Origin of the sequence: Anaerorhabdus sp. (assembly GCF_036637135.1) — a bacterium.
Lineage (GTDB): Bacteria > Bacillota_I > Bacilli_A > Erysipelotrichales > Erysipelotrichaceae > Anaerorhabdus.
This window is the reverse complement of sequence record NZ_JAVWNC010000039.1, coordinates 1-18,595: the sequence shown is the minus strand read 5'-3', so window position 1 is coordinate 18,595 and position 18,595 is coordinate 1. Positions and strand designations below refer to the sequence as shown.

The window sequence follows — 18,595 nt, the reverse complement described above, 5'->3', positions numbered from 1 at the left end:
CTTTCTATTTAAAGATATGATTCGGTAGAATAAATCAGATTTATTATTTTGAAGATTAATCAGGATCGATTCCAACAAAGATATCTTCCTCTTAACTTTGTATGATACCATTGTTTAATATTTTTGTTTCATCAATTAAGTAAGATAGTTCTATCCCAAATACTGCAATCTTGATAAGCAAGATAGGCAAGTTCTTTGGGTATATTATCATCGAGAGAATGGTTGATCTCAAAGTCTATTATTGATATTTCTGTGGGTGTAGAAGTCAAATAGTAAAATTAAAAAGCACAAACTCAATAGGACAAGTCTTCTCATAAAAGTCTCCTTTTATGAAATATTAACACAAAAAACGGATAAGGTCTATATCGGTAGACTTTTTAACGAAAACCAAAAGAAAACTCTGTTTCATTTGAAACAGAGCTTAACTTACATAATAAATGTCGAAATAGGATATCCAATAAATGTAGCGACAATAACACAAAGAATCATAACGATAAAACCATATTTCATCATATTCATTGTATCTGTCCATCCACTACTTGCAGCTATTGCAACACATGGCATTGCAGGTGGAGTAGCGAATGCATAACTCGCCATCATACCGATATTGACAACGATTCCAGCGATATTTACATTTGTCATACTTGCGGTAATCGCAAGTGCTGCTGCAGTTACAACCGTAGCAGTAACCATATTACTACTTAAGTTAGTTTGTATTGCTGCCCATAATGTAAAGATAAGAACCATAATGATAGGTGATAAACTAGAAATCATAGGTGTTAAACTTGCGGATAACCAAGTCGTCAAACCAATGTCAGCATTTGTAATTGCACTACCTAATGCTAATGTAGATGCACACATAATCAAACTTGGCCAAGATACACCTTTTGACATGGCTTCACTAAATGATAATAAAGCTTTGCCTTTGTATTGTATGATACACAACAACACTAGACCAATAAGTGGTGGCATAGCGGTACCGAATCCATCTATCCATTTAAAAAATGTATAAATGGGTCCTGTTGTAATGATTGGAGTAATTAAACCTGGAAGAACCCATAATGCTACAACTAATGCAAAAATTGCAAGAATGATTTTTTCATCAAATCCAACTTTACCTTCAATGCTAGCCATCGTCTTAACATCAAAGTTCTTTAGTGCTGTCATATCTGGTTTTAAAATTAATTTGAATGCAAAGATTGTTAATGCAGAACAGATAAGGCCTACAGGAATTGCAATTGTCATGAAATTAGCGTAATTGATCGCAACACCATACATATCTTGATATAAGCCTAATGCAATTAATGGGAACACGTGAGCGATAGGTGTCATACCACTAGATATACCACACATAATGACAGTACCCATCATTAACATGCTTGCGAGTTTACTTCCTTTTTCAAGTTTTAATAAACGATAAATCTCTTCAACAATGGGTAAGTACACAAAGAATAAAACTGTTGGAGAAATAAAACATCCAATAAAGATAATTGATGCAAAGTAAAGAGTTACAAAATACCAAGGACCCTTACTTGCGATTTTACTTGTAATAAACGCCAATGCAGTTCTTTTAATGAAACTAGTTTTACTTAATGCGTATGTTACCACGAAGGTATACATTAAGAATACAAATGTTGAATTACCATATGCTCCAGATAAGATAGCATTGAATTTTAATTCTGGAACTAAAGCTAAAGCACCAATCATTAATATAGATGGCCAATCGATTGATATTGTAAGCCATAAGATTAGAACACCAACGAAAACACCGATTACTTGCATTCCCGATGCAGATAATCCTTCAGGTGCAGGTAGTAAACGAAATCCAAACATACAAAGTAAAGCTACAATGATGATAAGATAACGCTTAGTAGAACTTTTTGAATTTTCCATATTTTCCCCCTAATACAATTTGAAGTTAAATCAATCACCAATGACAAGTATTAAATAATTGACTTAAACATTAGTTTATCACAAGATGACTTCAAAGTTAACGTTATTTCTTGTTGAAATCATAATAAAAGGTAGGTATCAAACCTACCGTGAATTATTTCTTATTTGCATCAACAATGCTTTGTTGATAGTTACGAGATACTTCCATTGCTTTTTCTAAGAATTCCTTGAAATAAGGTTTCAATTCTTCATTTTCCAATAAATTTAAGTTTTTCTCGATTACTTCAGCTTCTCTTTTTGCATCCAGAATAGGTAATCCTTTTTCCATTTTATAGTGTACTACATGTTCAACAGCACCCATTCTCTTTTCAAATAGTTTAGCCATTTCTTTGTCTACTTCATTAATAATTACGCGAGCTTCATCTAATGTTAACATTTTCTTTTCCCCCTTATTTAATAATTAGTATACCTTAAAAATTTAAGTAAAACATATGGAAATATCATTTCTTGTATTTTGTTTTAATGTAATCCAATAAAGATGGTTGAGAATTATCAAGGGTTTCATGAATTACTAGATATAAACAATCGTTAAGTATTGTCGATATCATTTGGTCGGGGTATCCGATTTGTTTAATGTCATTTCCTTTGATATTCAATTGTCTTAATGAGTAACATTCATTATCACGAATGATTTCTGTATACAAGGTAGTGATCATATCGATATTGAATGTATCATCAATGCACTGCTTAAAATCACAGATATCAATAAAATCAATCTTGGAACTTTGTAAGAATAGTTTGATATCTATTTTAGTGTTGAATGTAACAGGGACAGATTGTAAAAGCGTATTTATTTGTTGCTTAAGTTGATTTGATAATTTAAGACGATTCATAATACGTTGTGCTGTATATAATAAATCATGTTCATTACATTGATGAATAAGTATTGCGAATCGCAAAGGTAATGAGGGTTTAGATTTAGAAAGTGCATCATATGTCTGATTGCGTTTTGTAGGGAAATGATTTAACTCATCTAATTCTGGGATAAAGGTTTCAAAAATTTCTTGGTATTCAAAACATTGATTAGCACATGTAGAAGATAAAAAGATTTTTGTTAGTTCATCCATGATACGTTCTACGGAGATGGATTTGAGGTATTCCTTACATGCAAAAAGAGCTTGATTTGTATTGGGCTCAATTAGAAAGTTCAGTTGTGTACTAAAACGAATTGCGCGTAAAATCCGTAACGCATCTTCATCAAATCGTTCTATTGGATTTCCAATTGCCTTAACAATTTTGTTTTGGATATCAAATCTTCCGCCAAAGAAATCAATGATGCCTTCTGTTGGGTGATAACATAAAGCGTTCATTGTAAAGTCTCTACGAAGACAATCTTCTTGTAGGCTTCGTGTAAATAAAACTGCATTGGGATGACGATGATCTAAATATTCTTTCTCAGTACGAAATGTGGTAATTTCTATTTGATCATGATTAATGCGGACAGAAACAGTGCCATGTTTAATTCCAGTATCAATGGTTTTGTATTGACTGAAGCATTGCTTAATTTCTTCAGGTGTTGCATCGGTGGTGATGTCATAATCTTGTATAGGTAGATGTAGTAAATAATTGCGTACTGCTCCTCCTACAAGGTATGCTTTATAACCGTGTTGATTTAGTATTTGTATTGTTTCTAAACAACTCTTTGATAAATCCATAACATCACCTTCTTTTGTTTCATTTTATCATTTCTTTGATAAGCATAAAAGTTAAAGTGGTGGTATAATAAAATACATTAATAAAAGGGGGGATAATTTCATGACAATGACTGAAGCAAAGATGACAACTGGGTCGATATGGAAGAGAATCCTCTTTTTCGCAATACCTCTGTTACTCGGTAATTTGTTTCAACTTTTATATAATACGGTTGACTCAGTAGTAGTTGGACAATACGTGGGGAAAACAGCATTAGCAGCAGTAGGTGCAAGTAATCCATTGATTAATTTGATTATTGGTTTCTTTATGGGTGTAGCTGTCGGGGCAGGTGTTATTGTAGGAAGACATTTCGGGGCAAACCGGAAAGAGGAATTGGGAGTTACGGTTCATACCTTTGTCACATTCTCATTGATCTTTGGAGTGGTGTTAATGATCATTGGTTATTTTATGTCACCGATATTCTTGGAATGGATGAAAACACCTGCAGATGTATTACCACAAGCAGTTGAGTATCTACAAATTTATTTCTTGGGTGTTATTTTCGTTACGATATACAATGCGGGGACCGGGATACTACAAGCAATTGGAGATTCAAAAAGACCATTATACTTTTTGGGTGTTGCGAGTATTATCAACATTATCTTGGATTTATTGTTTGTAAGATCATTCAATATGGGTGTTGCAGGAGTTGCGTGGGCAACCTTAATTGCACAAGCCATATCAGCTATTTTAGTATTAGTTGTATTACTTATGTCAAAAGAAAGTTATCAATTGAGATTAAATAAGCTACGTATTCATATACCTACTTTAATTCAAATCGTAAAGATTGGAATTCCATCAGGATTACAAAACATGATCGTTTCATTTTCAAATGTTGTTGTACAATCCTACGTAAATAATTTTGGTGCTGCAGCCATTGCAGGATTTAGTAGTGCAAATAAATTTGATAACTTTATTGCATTACCAATTAATAGCTTTGCACTTGCAATCACAACATTCTCAGCTCAGAACATGGGAGCTTTAAAATTTGATCGTGTTAAAAAAGGTGTTAATACAACCATTATCATGGGTATCATTTCAGTAATTGTCTTGGGAGTTCCATTGTGGATGTTTGCGGATATCGCAGTTGAGATTTTCTCAAGAGAAGCAGATGTTATTGCGGCGGGTGCATCCATGATTCGTATTATGATACCTTTCTATTTTGCATTAACATTCCACCAAGTTTACTCAGGGGCTTTGCGTGCGGGTGGATATACGATTGTACCAATGCTTACGTCCATAATTAGTTTCGTATTCCTAAGACAAATCTATTTATCGATTGCAATGCCAATATTCAATCATATTGATATAGTTGCATGGGGATATAGTTTGACATGGACATGTGCTGCTGTATTCACATCACTCTATTATCATTTCTCACACTGGCTTACAAAAAATAAATTAGGGAGTTAGTGAGGTGTTACAACATGGAAATGTTAAAAAAGTATTGTAAACCATTTATGTTATCTATGACGATTGGCTTACTGATTAAAGCAGTAGGCTCTTTAGTTGAACTTTTCTTACCTTTTATCCTATCAATGATCATTGATGATATTGTACCTACTCAAAATATCAATCAAGTATTGATATGGGGCGCAGTAATGGTTGTATGTTCATTTCTTGCATGGGGACTAAATGTTTATGCGAATCGTAAAGCAAGTAAAGTAGCGCGGGATATTACTGAAAATATTCGCCATGACTTATTCGCTAAAACAATGTATCTTAGCTGTACAAAAACAGATGAAGTAACAATACCATCTCTTGAATCTAGATTAACTTCTGATACATATAATGTACATCGAATGTTAGGTATGATTCAAAGAATGGGTGTGCGTGCCCCAATTTTAACAATTGGCGGTATTTTAATGACGTTTATTTTGGAACCTACATTAGCTCTTGTCTTTTTAGCAATCTTGCCTATTATCAGTTGGGTCATTTATGTTAAGTCAACAAGGGGTGTTCCACTTTTTAATCTTGTTCAAAAGGCAACGGATCGTATGGTTCAAGTAGTACGAGAAAATATACAAGGGATACGTGTTATCAAAGCATTAAGTAAAGAGAACACAGAAAAGAATCGTTATTTTGAAAGTAATATGAAATTAAGAGATCAAGAAAGAAATGCCAATATTAAAATGGCGATGATTAATCCAAGTATGACTTTGTTGCTTAATGTGGGATTAACACTCGTTATTCTAGTAGGTGCTTATCGTGTAAATCAAGGATTATCTGAAACAGGTAAAATTATTGCGTTTATGTCCTACTTCACAATTATTTCTAATGCATTAATTGCAATTAGTAATATCTTTGTCATGACATCAAAAGGACTTGCGAGTTCAGATCGTATTCAAGATGTTTTGACTATCGATGAATCATTGGATGAATCAATAGTCTATCCAGATGGTGATTCTCAATATGAATTGGAATTTAAAGATGTGTCTTTCTCTTATTTAAAAGTAAAGGATAATATTCAACATATTAGTTTTAAATTAAGAAAAGGAGAAACATTGGGTATACTTGGTGCGACAGGATCAGGTAAGACAACGATCATGCAATTGTTACTTCGATTTTATGAAATTGACAGTGGTGCAATTTATATACAAGGAAAAGATATCCGAAATATTCCAAAACATGAACTAAGAAGTATGTTTGGTATAGTCATGCAAAATGATTTCTTGTTTAGTGACACAATTAAAGAAAATATTATGTTTGGACGTAGTATAGAAGCAGATGATTTGGATTCAGCTGTTGTGGATGCTCAAGCATCGGAATTCATCTATGGTCTTGATGAGAAGTTAGAACATCACTTAACTAGTAAAGGCACAAATGTATCTGGAGGGCAACGTCAAAGAATATTACTCTCTAGAGCGTTTGCCAGTCATCCAGAATTTATGCTACTAGATGATTCAAGCAGTGCACTTGATTATGGAACAGATGCAAGACTCAGAAAAGCAATACAAGAAAAGTATCAAGATACAACCATGGTTATCATCGCTCAACGCATATCTAGTATTAAGAATGCAGATCAAATTATTGTCTTAGATCATGGCGAAATTAGCGCTCAAGGAACACATCAAGAATTAATAGAATCAAGTGAGATTTATGCTTCCATTAGTAATTCACAGATGGGAGGTGCTCTTGTTGACTAAGAAGAAAACAGTTTTGCGTATTGGTAAATATTTACTAGCGCACAAAGTAGCGGTATTCATCGCCTTAGTTTTAGCCCTATTTAGTAACTACTTTGCATTAATTGGTCCACAATTATCAGGACTTGCGATAGATGCGATTGGCACAAATGTAGGTCATGTTGATTTTAGTGTTGTGATTAAATATTGTATTTGGATGCTAGTGGTTTATGTAGCAAGCGCAATACTTGCTTATGTCGTACAACGTATTCTAATTCAAGTATCCAGTGGGATTACATTTAAGATGAGAGAAGAAGTATTCAATCATTTATTGTCATTACCAATTTCTTATTTTGATAGAAACCAAGTAGGCGATATTATTTCACGTATATCGTATGATATAGACACTATAAACTCATCCTTATCTAGTGATATTATTACTGTGTTTACCGGAGTCATTACAGTAGTAGGATCCGCAATGATGATGATTGCAATATCACCGACATTATGCTTAATCTTTGCGGTAACAGTACCCCTCATTATTATCTTTACAAGATATCGTACCAAGAAAGTAAAACCTCTTTTCTCAAAGCGTTCACGCAAATTGGGTGAACTAAATGGGTTTGTGGAAGAAATGTTATCGGGATACAAAACGATAAAGGCTTATGGACAAGAAGAAACAATTGTAACTAAGTTTGATACTGAAAATATAGAAGCAGTTGATGCATACTATGATGCTGATTATCAAGGAAGTGTTGTTGGTCCATCAGTTACATTTATTAATAACTTATCTTTATCTTTTGTAAGTATGTTTGGTGCTTTACTGTATTTGTTTGGATCACTTACGATTGGAAATATATCTTCATTTGTACTTTACTCTAGAAAATTTTCTGGGCCAATTAGCGAAACAGCTAATATTTTATCTGATTTACAATCCGCAATATCAGCTGCAGAACGTGTCTTTCGGTTATTGGATGAACCAAGTGAATTAGCTGATAAAGAAAATGTACATACACTTACAAATGTAAGAGGTGAAGTTGAATGCAAACATGTTAGCTTTGGTTATGTTAAAGATAAAGAGATATTACATGATTTAAATTTCTTTACAGAACCTGGCAAAATGATTGCGATTGTAGGACCAACGGGTGCAGGTAAAACAACAATCATTAATTTACTCATGAGGTTTTATGATATTCATGCTGGAGAAATAAAAGTAGATGGGTATCGAAGTGATGAGTGTACACGAGAGTCGTTAAGAAAACAATATGCAATGGTTCTTCAAGATACCTGGTTATTTAGTGGAACCATCTTTGAAAATGTTGCATATGCAAAAGAAGGTGCTACATTAGAAGAGGTCATTGAAGTATGTAAAGCAGCACATATACATGACTTCATACAAACGCTTAAAGATGGTTATGACACCGTTTTAACAGATGATGGAGTCAATATATCAAAAGGACAGAAACAACTCCTCACAATCGCTAGAGCGATGCTATCAGAGAGTAAGATGTTAATTCTAGATGAAGCCACAAGTAACGTTGATTCAAGAACAGAAATGCAAATACAAGAAGCAATGCTCAAATTATGCAAAGACAAAACATCGTTTGTAATTGCTCATCGATTATCAACGATTAAGAATGCAGATATTATTCTTGTGCTAAAGCAGGGAACAATCATTGAATCAGGTAATCATGATGAACTAATGATGCAACGAGGGTTCTATGCAAAATTATTCAATGCCCAATTTGAAAAATAGAAAGTATAAATGAATATACTTTCTTTTTGTTTATTATAAAGATATAAATCACAATTAATTATCTCTTGTTGATATTTTTATTCTAACGCTATCAAACTCAATATTATTAAACCAAAGTATCCAACTCTTTTCTTCAAGTGCATCTATTTCTTTAAAGAAGTATTCTTTAACACCTACAATTTGTTTTTGTCTTAGTAATAGTAATTGAATTTGAACATAGTCAAAAGGCTGTTCAGTGATATTTTGTATTGTACCTGAAATAATTGTAGTATCTTTATACTCATCACGCTCTACATTTTTATAACGAAATGATTTATTGTTATAACTAAATTGAATTTGTGGAGTATTGTAGTTCTTATCGAATTGATGTTGATAAATATGCAAACACATAAACAATGTGAAAATAATTAATAGCGCATAAATATTTTGTAACATCTTAATAGATGATCCAAGATATGAGATATCTTCGATGTGTTGAACAAATATATTATAAATTTCATTTGGATAAATTAATGAAACAAAACTAAATATAAACAATAAGAATAAGATTATATTGATAAATAAGTATACATAAAATCTTCCAGTTTTTTTCATAACGATTCTCCTTTGATTATTTATTAGTATTATTTGCGGATACATCGGTATCTCTACTTAGTTTTATTATAAACAAAGAAATGGATTATTTTTAATAACTGCATAAAATGTAATTATTAATGCATGAATGGAGTATATCTAAGAAAATAAAAAGATTGAATCCTATATTAATAGTTATCAATCTTATGTAAGAAACATGAATATACAGATTACAAAACAAATATATATTGAATGAGAATCATATAAAGAAGTGTTCCAATACCAATACTTAATAACACATTACGTTTCCATAAGTGTAGAATTGTAATGACAATTAACGAGATCGCTTCAGGTATACCATAGGGGAACTGAAGAATAGTTACACTCTTTAAACTATATACAACAAGAAGTCCCATCATTGAAGGTGGTAAAGTTTTCCCTAAGAATGTGATAATTGGTGGTAATTCTTTTGATTCGGGGAATAGGATAAAGGGTGTGAAACGGGTAATCATTGTACCTAGTGCGATAACGATGATAATAATGATTGTTTGTAATGGAGTTAATGGCATGTGACTTTCCTCCAAACTAATAAAGCAAGAAGGACAAAAATCATAGTTGGAATAACCATATTACTAGATCCAAATAGGACAAGTGATAGTATACCTAAGCCAATACCAAGAAATCCAACAGTTCGATTTTCTTTTGTTCGAATTTGTTCAATAAACAAAACGACAAATAACGCAGTTAATACAAAATCTAAACCTGTGGTATTGAAAGTGATGAATGATCCAAGAATTCCACCGAGTAAAGTACCGATAATCCAATATGAATAATCGAGTAAAGATATTGCAAAATAGAAATCTTTCTTATCGCAATCAGTAGGGGGTTGAACACTGGATACTAAAGAAAAGGTTTCGTCACAGAGAGTGTAAATTAAGAAATTTTTCACTTTGCCAAATCCTTTGTATTTCTCTAACATCGATATACCATAGAATAAATGCCTTGCGTTAACCATAATACTTAATAAGAACGCTTCTACTGGATTGAATACAGTTGTTAATAAGGTAATCGCAACAAATTGCATACTACCACAGAAAGCAATAGCACTCATTAAAACAGAATAGATTACTGGATAACCTTTAGAATTCATTAATACACCATACGCTATACCCAGTATTAAAAATCCCGTAAGAACAGGGATAGTATGGGGGAATGCAGTTTTAAATGCTAACAACAATTCTTTCTTTCTCATAAAGTACCTCAATATAAATCAAAGACATTCGTTAGAATGTCTATTAGTATAGGTGAGTTAAATCTTTTAAATCAGGGTTTGTGGCGCTAGGTGTTAATAAAATGATGGCACTTGCACGGTGTGCTATTCCGATACAATCAATCAATGTTAAATTACGTAATAATCCATAAATTAATCCAGATAAGAAGGCATCTCCTGCCCCAAGAGTATTAACTGTATCTATATTATCACAAGGGATAAATACTTTACCATTATTTGTGAGTAAAGTTGCACCATCATGACGAGTAACAATAATCCATTTCAATCCAGTAGAGAAATCGACTGCTTCAGAATCAAATTCATCTTCATTTAAAACAATACCAGTTACATACTCAAGAAGTGATTTCTTAGGGATAAATCCACTTATAATCCATTCAGCAGAGAATGAATTAATCATGCATTTAAATAAGAACTTTTCATCTCTTTGGTCAGTAATGACGTACGAATCACGGAATAAACTTAAATCAACTTCATCATCATCGTGAAATAAAAAGTCAGGAGTGATGGATGATAAGAAAAATTGAGTATTGGATGCATGAATACTTTGGAAAATAGGTGTTGTCTTATCAATAAACAAAGGATGAACCTCTACTCCTTGAAGGGATAAACTGTCTTGTATTTCTTGAGCTAAAGCATCTTGCCCTAGTTTTGTGATAAAAATGGGACTTAGGTCAAGGCAAGCCAAATTGTAGGAAACATTGTGGATAGAACCGCCATGTCCTATCGTAATTTTACCTTTATTGCACTGATTAGGAAGGATTTCATTTGATGAAAAAACCTGGTCAATCATAGATGTGCCAATTAATAAAATATTCTTCATATTATTTACCTCGTTTAAATTATGATAACATAACCATGCTATAATAAAAATACGAGGTGAAACGAATGATAAGAATAGGGCAATCAAGTGATATACATCAACTAGTAGAAAATAGAGATTTAATACTTGGAGGTGTAAAAATAGAACATACGTTGGGATTACTAGGTCATAGTGATGCGGATGCATTGTTACATGCAATTGCAGAAGCAATACTCGGGGCTTTGGCGTTAGGCGATTTAGGAAAGCATTTTCCAGATACAGATCCACGATACAAAGGTGCAAATTCTTTAGAAATACTGAGTGCAGTATATGATATTATGATGTCAAAAGGATATAAAATAGGGAATGTGGACTCATTAATAATGATAGAAAAGCCAAAAATGGCACCGCATATTGAACAAATGAGAATCAATGTAGCCAATGCATTACATTGCGAATTGGATCAAATTAGTATAAAAGCTACTCGCGGAGAAAAATTAGGATTTGTGGGTAGAGAAGAAGGGGTATTGGCTCAAGCAATCGTATTACTTGAGAAGTAGAAATTGTGAGGGAGAGGTATGTTTCGGATATTAATTGTAGAAGATGATGAAGTCATTACAAAAACACTATGTAAACAAATTGGAACTTGGGGATATGATGTAACATCGATTCAAGATTTTAATAACGTATTAACGGAATTTAGTGCATTTAATCCACATCTTGTTCTCATGGATATTACATTACCTTTTTTCAATGGTTATCATTGGTGTAATGAAATAAGAAAAACATCAAAGGTACCAATCATTTTTATATCAAGTGCATCTGATAATATGAATATCATCATGGCAATGAATATGGGTGGTGATGATTTTATCGCTAAACCTTTTGATTTAAATGTATTAACCGCAAAAATACAAGCGATGTTGCGAAGGACATATGATTTTAGTACGAATACATCAATTATTGATGTACATGGTGTTACACTAAATTTGAATGATACTACGCTGATGTACAAGGAACAAAAAATTGACTTAACTAAAAATGAATTTCGTATTATGTCTACGTTGATGGAAAATAAAGATAAGTATGTATCTCGTGATGAGATGATGCAAGCTTTATGGGATACAGATGAATTCATTGATGATAATACCTTGACAGTAAATGTTGCACGTTTACGTAAGAAATTGGAAGAAGCAGGGTTAGAAGAATTCATTCTTACAAAGAAAGGTATCGGCTATCGAATTAAGGAATAAGATGAAAGCATACTTAAAAGATAAAATAAAATTGATTTGGATAATTTTAGGATTCCTTTTCATTCAAACAGTGACATTAGCACTGTATGGTTATGAATTGAACGCAGTAGTGTATGTTCTTTTGTTGTGTTTTATTTTTGTTACGGTAACACTTTTAGTTGATTATGCGTATTATCGTAGAAAGAAAATACAACTCCAGGAACTTGAAGGAAAACAAGGATTAGAAATTACAGAATTTCCAAAAGAGAATGAACCCTATGAAAAAGAGTATCAAAAGATTATTGATTTATTAATTAAAGAAAAGAATGAACTTGAATACGTGTTAAGTAATAATATTACAGAGAGCAATGACTATTTTACAATGTGGGTACATCAAATTAAAACACCCATCGCAGCAATGCGTTTATTATTACAAACAAGTGATCAAGAGGATAAAGCGGAATTAGAGGAACAATTGTTTAAGATTGAACAATATGTTGACATGGTTCTTCAATATATCCGTATGAAAGAATCGAATCGTGATTTTGTGTTTGAAACCATTGAATGTGATAATGTCCTTAAACAAGCGATACGCAAGTATTCTAAATCGTTTATTCGTAAGAAAATTAATTTGCAATATGAACCAGTAGAACTTTCTATTGTTACTGATGAGAAATGGTTGAGCTTTGTGATTGAACAAATTTTATCCAATGCCATTAAATATACACCAGAGGGTGGTACAATTACGATTACTCATGATTGGAAAGTATTAATTATTAAAGATACAGGTATAGGAATTAGTAAAGAGGACATTCCTCGAATTTTTGAAAAGGGGTTTACAGGTTATAATGGGCGTACAGATAAAAAGTCTACCGGTATTGGACTTTACTTATGTAAATCAGTTTGTGATAAGTTAGGACATACAATCAAGATTGAATCTTCGATTAGTGAAGGTACAATTGTCAAGATAGGGTTGGATTCATACCTTACAAAACAGTAAGAAAGAGATGAGATTTTGTAAGCCAAAGTTAAGGTATCAAAGTCTCATTTTTCTTATGATATGTGTGTCAGGAGGAACAAATATATGAAAATTCTAGAAGTTAGTAATCTAAAAAAAGTATACTCATCAAGATTTGGTGGGAATAATGTTCAAGCTTTATCCAATGTATCATTTACTGTTGAAGAGGGTGAGTATGTTGCGATTATGGGAGAGTCAGGGTCTGGTAAAACAACATTACTTAATATTCTTGCGGCTTTAGATAAACCAACATCAGGTGAGGTTTTATTAGGCGGTAAGAGTATTGTGAAAATAAAAGAAAAAGAGATGTCAGCATTCCGTAGAAATAACTTGGGATTCGTTTTCCAAGATTTCAATCTGTTGGATACATTCTCCAATCGCGATAACATTTTCTTACCACTTGTTTTATCTGGAAAGAAATACAATGAGATGGTAGAAGCAGTAACACCAATTGCGAAACAATTAGGGATTACGGATATTCTTAATAAATATCCATATGAAATATCAGGTGGACAAAAACAACGTATTGCAGTTGCTCGTGCTTTAATTACAAATCCTAAAATAGTTTTAGCGGATGAGCCTACAGGAGCACTTGATTCAAGAGCGACAGATCATTTATTACAAATATTTAATGATATCAATCAATTGGGTCAAACTATCTTAATGGTTACACATAGTGTTAAAGCAGCAAGTCATGCCTCACGTGTCTTGTTTATAAAGGATGGTGAGGTATTCCATCAAATCTACAAGGGGAATATGACAAACGAACAAATGTATCAAAAGATATCAAATTCACTAACTATCATTGCTACAGGTGGTGAAAGAAATGCGTAAGTCGCTTTATCTTTCTTTGGCCATTCAAAATATAAAGAAAAATTATCGTACTGTCATTCCTTATCTTTGCACATGCATTATCACAATTATGATGTTTTCTATTTTAGATACATTAAGAACTTCGGCAATTGTTTTACAAGGTATTGGTGGTGGAACAATGGCTGTTATCTTATTGTTAGGTAGAGTCGTAGTTGGATTCTTCTCAATAATCTTTATTTTTTACACCAATAGTTTTCTTGTCAAAAAGAGAATGAAGGAATTTGGGGTATATAATGTATTGGGATTAGAGAAGAAACATATTATTTTAATTCTTACCTATGAAACAATTATACTTAGTGTTTTATCACTCATATTAGGTATTGGGTTAGGTCTTGCGTTTAGTAAGATATCTGAGCTTCTTTTATATAGAATTATTGGTATGGCTGCAACAAGTGGTTTTACAGTTTCAGTTTCATCTATGATTTCTACAACATTAATTTTCTCTGCAATATTCTTTCTTGTATTATTAAATACAATACGAATGATTGCGAAATCAAATCCAATTGAATTAATACGTCAGGAATCAGCGGGTGAAAAAGAACCAAAAGCGAATTGGTTAATTGCCTTAATTGGATTTGTGACACTGGGAATAAGTTATTGGTTATCTCAATATATTCATGATCCAGTCACAGCTATCGCTATTTTCTTTGGTGCAGTTATTCTTGTAATTATTGGTACCTTCTGTTTGTTTACATCAGGAAGTATTGTTATTTTGAAAGCATTAAAAAAGAATAAAAAGTTTTATTATAAAACAAAAAACTTTACTGCAGTTTCGGGCATGATATATCGTATGAAAAGAAATGCAGCAGGATTAGCGAATATTTGTATACTAAGTACATGTGTATTAGTTATGATATCCACAACCTTCTCTTTGTACTTTAATATTGGTGAAATCGTTAATAAGCGTTTCTTAAGAGATATTATAGTTGAAGCTAAAAATGTGGATAGTCAAGAAATTATAGTAGAAACTGATACATTTGTTAATGATGTTTTGAGTCAAAATCAATTAATCGCAAGGGATCTAAGTAATTATGAGTATTCAGAATATCATTTTTCAAAAATAAATAATCAACTTGTAGAATATGTAAGTAATGACACAATGATGAGTACAGTAACTCCTGTTATTGTTATGAGTATTAAGCAATCAGAGTACAATCGTTTAACAGATAATCAAGTCAATCTTGCAGATGATGAGTTGTTGATGATTAAAAATAAATATTTTAAAGGTGATATGCTTCATATTAATGACATCAATTACAAAGTAACCACAATTGAAGATGATCAAAAAATGTTTGATACATATTTATACTATGCAACACCAATTTATGTCGTAGTAACCAATGATTCAGATTCATTCTATGCAAATAGTCCTAATAGTTATTCTGTATCAAGGTATTTGTATATGTTTAATGTGGATTTAGAAGGTGAAGATCAAACACGAATTACAGATGAAATACGAAATACATCAAAATCGGATGTGTATCAAAGTACATATACAGTTGATTGTAAATCACAAAACAGTCAGATATTTATGGAATTATATGGCTCATTGATGTTCATAGGGGTATTCCTAAGTATTCTATTCTTAATCGCAACCGTATTGATTATTTATTATAAACAAATTACTGAGGGTTATGAGGATGTACGACGATTTGATATCATGAAAAAAGTGGGTATGAGTCAAAAAGAAGTAGCATCATCAATACGTAGACAAGTATTAATGGTATTCTTTATACCAATTGTTATGGCCACAATTCACATTGGATTCGCTTTCAATATGATTTCGTTAATGGTCGGAGCATTAAGTATGGATAATACTGAATTATTTGCGATTTGCACAATAATTACTACGCTAGTATTTACAGTTGTATATGCAATTGTTTATGCATTAACATCGAGAACATATAATCACATCGTAAATCCAAAAAAATAAATAGTTATAAAGACCAAGCTCTAAAGGTAAAGAGATTGGTCTTTTTTTTTAGAATTTAGACAGAAAAGGCATAAAAAAGGTCAAAAAAGCAATAAAATGAGTCATTCGTTAGATTCTAACCGTTATATAACCGAGGAAGTACAAAATAGTGATATCAAAAGAAAAGCAGAATTGAGGTAAAAATATGGGACAAATAAAAGGGAAACATCATATTTCAAGTAAGCTATTATCAGTAGTATTATCATTAGGTTTATTGGTTAGCGTTATATTACCGGTTATGGCAGAAGAAACAATTAATGAAGTGGATAATCAATTGCCTGAGGTACAAGAAGAAATAAATACAGAAATTGAAACAACACCAATAGTTGAAACAACACCGGTGGTTAGTGAACCAACTGATTTGGAAACTATAGAGCCAGTTGAGACGCCTACTGTTACAGTAGAAGATGAGCTCGATGAAAACAAAGTAGTCGAAACTGCTGAACCAGTAGTTACTCCAAATGTTGAACGAGTTGTTTCAGAAACTACAGAAGGTACTCCTAGTAAATTAGCAAGAAGTGCAACAAATCCAAACCAAGATGATGTTAGTGTAACATTTGTTGTTGATTCTAGTAAGGGTAATGTAAGTGGTACGCTAAAGTTTGATGGTAAGAAAAATAATGGATTTAATACTGTTGTTACAACAGTACCAACAGTCAGTAATATTGAAAATAGTAATTTTGAATTTGTAGGATGGAATTATAATGGTCAACTTTATATAACCAATGATGAGTTAAAGAGTCAATTGGTTAATACAAACCTTACAAGTTCAATATCAATAGTTGCACAGTTTAAAGAAATAAATCAATTGGATACAAAACTAATATTTGTAATCCATCCGAGTGTTAATAGTCATGTAACGGTAACTGCTGGTCAACTCGAATTCACTGTTAAAGTAAAAGAGAATGAAAGCGTATCATTAACTAATATCGTAGGTACAAATTCACTGCCGCAATTTCAAATTGATCCTAATTCTGGATATCATTTACGTGGATATAGGGTATACGGAGGTCAAAGACTAGTTGACGAAGCTGGTTTGCTAGATTTCTTAAACAAAACAACAATCAAAGCAGGCTCTACAACGACAATTAAAGTTGGCATTTATAAGGATACAGATACTGGGGTAGTTACATTTACTGCAGGAGAAAATGGATATTTGAAAGAATCGACTGATCCTATCGTTCACTCGATGTTTATTGGAACTAATGAAGCTCAAAATGTATCAACGATAATTCAAAAATATCCAACACCAGTCCCAAATACGAATTATGAATTTGATTATTGGGCAGTTGAAGATCTTAGTAAAACATTTTCGAAGACATATGCGAATGATGCAAATGGAAGAAATTTGATTGGACAATTACTAGTTGGACAAGGTGGAGGATACAACATAAAAGCAGTATTCAAAAAGATTAATTATGAAGTTAAACTTAATTTTAATATTCAAGGTAATGGCTTCTTGAATCAACAAGAACAAATTATTCCATATTCTAAAACACAATCATACGGAATAGGTGTTAGCCTTAAAGAAGTTATGGGAAACAATATTGTACCAACACCGAGTGCAAAGAATGGTAATGAGTTTGTCGGTTGGACAACAACCGGGGTAAAGAATGTAATGACAACAACTGAATTGGAAAACTGGTTGAGTAATCAAATAGCTAATGATGATATGACATATGAAGTAACAGCGTTATTTAAAGAAACAATAATAGTTGATCAAGGAAATAATGTACCGACTACACCAGTTGAAGTAACTCCAATTACTAATCCTGAAACAATAAATAATATAGTAACACCCGTAGTAGTTAATCAAGGAGAACAAATTGAAACTGATGAAGTCATCATAAATGATGAAGAAACACCAGAAGTACAAAGTAATGAAAAATCAAATGCAATCATTGAAGATGAAGAAACACCACTATCAATGTCTCATAGTACATGGTCATTGGTTGACATGATTCTTATGATCTTAACTCTTTGTTTAGGACTTGCATGTATGATTGAAAAAGAAAATAAAAAGATGGGAGTTAAGATTTTATCGATACTTGCAATTCTATCATCTATTGTGATTTTCTTTATAACACAAGATTTACAAGGAACAATGATATTTGTAAATAAGTGGACGATTTCAATGGGGATTATAACTTTGGTGCAAGTTGTGATTTTCTATCTTGTTAAAAAGAATCAAAAGATTGTAACTGAATAAATATTAGATAATGGTAGGTTGATGATATTTCATAAACCTATCATTTTTTTATTTTTTCTTGTTGACTCTACCACTGAGGGATACTTTAGGATGGATATACGAGGA

16 protein-coding genes are annotated in these 18,595 nt (G+C 32.2%); 9 read left to right on the top strand and 7 right to left on the bottom strand.

The window, feature by feature from the left end:
* Positions 1-426 precede the first annotated feature (426 nt).
* The 3 genes from RR643_RS08025 to RR643_RS08015 form a co-directional block, all read right to left on the bottom strand.
* Complete coding sequence (locus RR643_RS08025) at positions 427-1,893, bottom strand: SLC13 family permease (RefSeq protein WP_332482895.1); 1,467 nt, start codon at positions 1,891-1,893, stop codon at positions 427-429.
* A gap of 154 nt (positions 1,894-2,047) precedes the next feature.
* The gene (locus RR643_RS08020) at positions 2,048-2,329 is read right to left on the bottom strand and encodes a chorismate mutase (RefSeq protein ID WP_332469503.1); all 282 of its coding nucleotides are present in this window, start codon (positions 2,327-2,329) and stop codon (positions 2,048-2,050) included.
* 64 nt (positions 2,330-2,393) lie between these two features.
* A complete protein-coding gene (locus RR643_RS08015) occupies positions 2,394-3,608 on the bottom strand; it encodes a CCA tRNA nucleotidyltransferase (protein ID WP_332482894.1) in 1,215 nt (404 codons plus the stop codon).
* Between the two features lie 100 nt (positions 3,609-3,708).
* Here RR643_RS08015 and RR643_RS08010 point away from each other — a divergent pair, with 100 nt between their 5' ends.
* From RR643_RS08010 to RR643_RS08000, 3 genes are read left to right on the top strand one after another with little or no spacing between them, the layout of a single operon-like run.
* Positions 3,709-5,058, top strand: coding sequence for an MATE family efflux transporter (locus RR643_RS08010; RefSeq protein ID WP_332482893.1), 1,350 nt, complete (start codon positions 3,709-3,711; stop codon positions 5,056-5,058).
* A 14-nt stretch (positions 5,059-5,072) separates the two neighbouring features.
* Entirely contained in the window at positions 5,073-6,791 is a 1,719-nt protein-coding gene (locus RR643_RS08005; RefSeq protein ID WP_332469506.1) for an ABC transporter ATP-binding protein, read from the top strand.
* Complete coding sequence (locus RR643_RS08000; protein WP_332482892.1) at positions 6,784-8,523, top strand: ABC transporter ATP-binding protein; 1,740 nt, start codon at positions 6,784-6,786, stop codon at positions 8,521-8,523. The genes RR643_RS08005 and RR643_RS08000 overlap by 8 nt, the downstream gene beginning before the upstream one ends.
* 54 nt (positions 8,524-8,577) lie before the next feature.
* Here RR643_RS08000 and RR643_RS07995 read toward each other — a convergent pair whose 3' ends face one another.
* From RR643_RS07995 to RR643_RS07980, 4 genes are all read right to left on the bottom strand, one after another.
* The gene (locus RR643_RS07995) at positions 8,578-9,117 is read right to left on the bottom strand and encodes a hypothetical protein (RefSeq protein ID WP_332482891.1); all 540 of its coding nucleotides are present in this window, start codon (positions 9,115-9,117) and stop codon (positions 8,578-8,580) included.
* 209 nt (positions 9,118-9,326) lie between these two features.
* The gene (locus RR643_RS07990) at positions 9,327-9,665 is read right to left on the bottom strand and encodes a branched-chain amino acid transporter permease (protein WP_332469509.1); all 339 of its coding nucleotides are present in this window, start codon (positions 9,663-9,665) and stop codon (positions 9,327-9,329) included.
* Entirely contained in the window at positions 9,656-10,348 is a 693-nt protein-coding gene (locus RR643_RS07985; protein ID WP_332469510.1) for an AzlC family ABC transporter permease, read from the bottom strand. Before RR643_RS07985 ends, RR643_RS07990 begins: the two co-directional genes overlap by 10 nt.
* A 43-nt stretch (positions 10,349-10,391) precedes the next feature.
* Positions 10,392-11,207: a carbohydrate kinase family protein gene (locus tag RR643_RS07980; protein ID WP_332482890.1), complete on the bottom strand. Its 816-nt coding sequence runs from the start codon at positions 11,205-11,207 to the stop codon at positions 10,392-10,394.
* Between the two features lie 65 nt (positions 11,208-11,272).
* Between RR643_RS07980 and ispF the strand changes: the two genes are divergently transcribed.
* From ispF to RR643_RS07950, 6 genes are all read left to right on the top strand, one after another.
* A complete protein-coding gene (gene ispF / locus RR643_RS07975; RefSeq protein ID WP_332469512.1) occupies positions 11,273-11,746 on the top strand; it encodes a 2-C-methyl-D-erythritol 2,4-cyclodiphosphate synthase in 474 nt (157 codons plus the stop codon).
* An 18-nt stretch (positions 11,747-11,764) separates the two neighbouring features.
* Positions 11,765-12,439 (top strand): response regulator transcription factor, encoded by a 675-nt coding sequence (locus RR643_RS07970; protein ID WP_332482889.1) that lies wholly within the window; start codon positions 11,765-11,767, stop codon positions 12,437-12,439.
* Position 12,440: 1 nt separating this feature from the next.
* Complete coding sequence (locus RR643_RS07965) at positions 12,441-13,418, top strand: sensor histidine kinase (protein ID WP_332482888.1); 978 nt, start codon at positions 12,441-12,443, stop codon at positions 13,416-13,418.
* A gap of 84 nt (positions 13,419-13,502) precedes the next feature.
* The gene (locus RR643_RS07960) at positions 13,503-14,270 is read left to right on the top strand and encodes an ABC transporter ATP-binding protein (protein WP_332482887.1); all 768 of its coding nucleotides are present in this window, start codon (positions 13,503-13,505) and stop codon (positions 14,268-14,270) included.
* Positions 14,263-16,242, top strand: coding sequence for an ABC transporter permease (locus RR643_RS07955; protein WP_332482886.1), 1,980 nt, complete (start codon positions 14,263-14,265; stop codon positions 16,240-16,242). Before RR643_RS07960 ends, RR643_RS07955 begins: the two co-directional genes overlap by 8 nt.
* A gap of 184 nt (positions 16,243-16,426) precedes the next feature.
* Entirely contained in the window at positions 16,427-18,490 is a 2,064-nt protein-coding gene (locus tag RR643_RS07950; RefSeq protein ID WP_332482885.1) for a hypothetical protein, read from the top strand.
* The last annotated feature ends 105 nt before the right edge of the window (positions 18,491-18,595 follow it).